A 2,891-nucleotide genomic window follows, 5' to 3' on the forward strand; every position below is an offset into this window, starting at 1 on the left:
CGCGGAACGAGCCGCGGACAAAGTTGATGTCCTGCCGCTTGTACTGCTGGGCGACGAGATCGGCGAGCAGCGCGCGCTGGTCGAGCCGGTCGCCGATCTGCATCTGGAAGGTCATCGCCGTATAGGTTTCGACCGAGCCGATACCGTAGATGCAGGACACCGAGGCGACGATGATGACGTCGTCGCGCTCAAGCAGCGAACGCGTCGCCGAGTGGCGCATGCGGTCGATCTGCTCGTTGATCGAGGATTCCTTCTCGATGAAAGTGTCGGTGCGCGGGACGTAGGCTTCCGGCTGGTAATAATCGTAGTAGGAGACGAAATACTCAACGGCGTTTTCCGGGAAGAATTTCTTGAACTCGGAATAGAGCTGCGCGGCAAGCGTCTTGTTCGGCGCCAGGATCAAGGCAGGGCGCTGCGTCTCCTCGATCACCTTGGCCATGGTGAAGGTTTTTCCTGAGCCGGTGACGCCGAGCAGCACCTGGGTGCGGTCGTGGTTATCGACGCCTTCGACCAGATCCTTGATCGCGGTCGGCTGGTCGCCGGCCGGCTCGAACTCCGACACCATCTTGATGGCGATGCCGCCTTCGGATTTTTCGGGGCGGGCAGGGCGGTGCGGCGTCCACAGCACGCCGTCCTTGTGCAGCGGATTGCCGGATTCGATCAGCGCCGACAGTGCCGCCACCGTCGCGGTGACGCTGCCCGAGGCCATGGTCTCGGCGTCCTCCAGCGAGATGTCGAGGCCGGCGACCGGATTGAGGCCGGCTGCCGTGCGCTCCCTGGCTGACGCCGCGCCACCCATCGAGGTGCCGCGCGAACTGCGCCCCGGCGAGCTTGAGCGCTCGGGTATCTTCTTCGACGGCTTCGGCGATTTGCCGCCGTCACCCTTGGCGACAAGACGTCCTTCGTTTTCGGCTTCCTGCTCGATCTGCTCGGCCCAATCCGCGATCGAACCGGTCAGCGGCGTGCCAGAGAGCTCCGGCTGCGGCATCTCGGCGAAGCCGCCTTTGTGCAGCGGCTCGGAGGCGTCGAGGAAATCGGTCAGCGGGCTGCGCCGCTTCGGCGCGGCGCGGTCGTCATTCGCCGTCGGCGGCGTTTTCTGATCGGGAGATTTGGCCATGTCCCGAATATGGGATTTCCTGGCCAAAATGGAAAGAGCGCGGTGGGGAGAGGCGTGCCGGACAGCGCTGCTCCTGACAGCAGGCTGTCAGGAGCAGCGGGAAGGCGCCCGAAAGCTCTTGTCGTTACACGCCCCTGGCGGCTGATGCGACCTGCGTCGCCGACCCGTTCAGGCGCGGCACCACGACGAGGCGTTTGATTTTGCCCTTCTTGAAAGCGGCGAGGAAGCGCGCATAGTCCTTGAAGGCGACGCAGCCGCTCGACTGGGCGTAGCGGCCCCGGAGCAGGTAGGTATGGGCCAGCAGGCCGTTGCGATTGTATTTGTTGCGGCCATCGACCGGTGTCAGGCGCAAGGCCTCCACTCCGTGGAAGCGCGACTCGCGCATCGACAGATTGTAGGTGTTGGGCGGCGTCGGTCCGCGATTCTTCTGGTCGGCATAACGCGGCTGGTCCGCCATGGCGCCGATGCCTGAATGCGCCTCGAGCCTCGAGCCGTCAGGCATGTAGACGGTCGCGCTGCTGATGTCGTACACGGCGACGCCATTGCCGGCTCCGCTCCTGGCGGCTGGCGAGTTGAAGAGGTTCCTGAACGCCTTGCCAAGGCCGCCCGACGGGGTGTCGGGCTTGGCATAGGCCAGCACATCGCCGCCATCGGCCGGCCGGCCTTGCCGCGTCGGTTTTGCCGGCTGGGCCTGCTGGACCGTCTCGCGTGCCGGCTTCGGCTGCTGAACGGATTTCGGCTGCTGGACGGACTTAGGCTCCTGCTGGACCACTTTGGGCTGCGGCGCGTCGAATTGCGGACGCCGGGTCGGCAACGGCACGTCGTCGGTCAGAGCGTCCGGCAGCGCGGCGGCATCGCCGGGTTGATCCTGCTGGGTTTCGACGGGTGAAACCACGACATCGGCTGACGATTCCTCGATCGGCAGCGGTGAGGCGAACGCCTCGTCGTCGGCCGGCAGGGACTGCACCAGAGCAAGCGCCAACTGCGAATTGTCTGGCGTACCGGATTGGGCAAAACCCATCGGCGGCGGTGCGGTCTGCACGACCACCGAGTCGGTATCCAGCCGGGCGAAACGTTCGGCCGCCGGAACTGGCATGTTATCGGACAGGCTGGCTGTGACCTGGACGGAGGGCACCAACGACGCCTCGGCAATTCGCGGTGCGACGGTGGAGATCACCGGGCGGGTGTTGGCACTGGCGGCAGGCTTTCCGGCGTCGGCAAAGGCAGCGGCCAGCTTCATCGGCGAAAGCGACGCTTCCATGCGTTCGAAGCGCTCCTGCGCCTTCGACTTCACGGCGGCGGGCATCGGCTTTGCCTGCGCTACAAGGCGTTCGGATTTTTCCGCCCGCGCGCTTACCCTGGCCAGCTTGAAACAGCTGGCGCCGCACTGCACCGAATGATCATGCAGGGCCTGAGTGCCGCCATTGGCGTTGGCCAGCACGAAGGGTGCTTTCAAAAAGTGCTGTTTCAGCGGATCGGCAAGTGCGAGCGATCCCGGTGTCGACAGTGTCTGGGGCAGGCCAACCGAAGTTGCCGATAGAGAGGCGCCGACGGAACTGAGGCCAGCCATGGTGCCGATCAACCAAAGGCCGATGGCGGTGCTGACGCAAGGCAGCGCGACCCAGCGGGCCACCCGGCCAGCGTTGAAGGAAGGGGAACGTGGAGCATCGACGAACTCGCCGCCCTCACGCTGTCCCCGGTTTTTTTTGTGTGTACTCAACAACGCCATGCAACCAATCTCGCTTCAATCGGTTTCCCCGTACGTGGCCTTGAG

Annotated in this window: 3 protein-coding genes; 1 reads left to right on the top strand and 2 read right to left on the bottom strand. The window is 64.9% G+C overall.

Going from position 1 to position 2,891, the window contains the following annotated elements:
* Both EN969_RS24930 and EN969_RS24935 read right to left on the bottom strand, forming a co-directional pair.
* Positions 1–1,117, bottom strand: a 1,117-nt coding sequence (locus EN969_RS24930) for a DEAD/DEAH box helicase family protein (RefSeq protein ID WP_127419479.1), incomplete at its 3' end; no start/stop codon positions are given.
* A gap of 124 nt (positions 1,118–1,241) precedes the next feature.
* Positions 1,242–2,687 (bottom strand): DUF2778 domain-containing protein, encoded by a 1,446-nt coding sequence (locus EN969_RS24935; RefSeq protein ID WP_245458407.1) that lies wholly within the window; start codon positions 2,685–2,687, stop codon positions 1,242–1,244.
* On the opposite strand from EN969_RS24935, the gene EN969_RS36250 reads away from it, so the two are divergent.
* Positions 2,686–2,891, top strand: a 206-nt coding sequence (locus EN969_RS36250; RefSeq protein WP_245467491.1) for a hypothetical protein, incomplete at its 3' end; no start/stop codon positions are given. The genes EN969_RS24935 and EN969_RS36250 overlap by 2 nt on opposite strands.

The organism is Mesorhizobium sp. M7A.F.Ca.CA.003.01.2.1 (assembly GCF_003998945.1).
In the GTDB taxonomy this organism is placed as follows: Bacteria; Pseudomonadota; Alphaproteobacteria; order Rhizobiales; family Rhizobiaceae; genus Mesorhizobium; species Mesorhizobium ciceri.

What these genes read in the sequence shown, in the direction of transcription:
- EN969_RS24935 (WP_245458407.1), bottom strand. Translation starts at nt 2,687, where the DNA reads ATGGCTGGCCTCAGTTCCGTCGGCGCCTCTCTATCGGCAACTTCGGTT.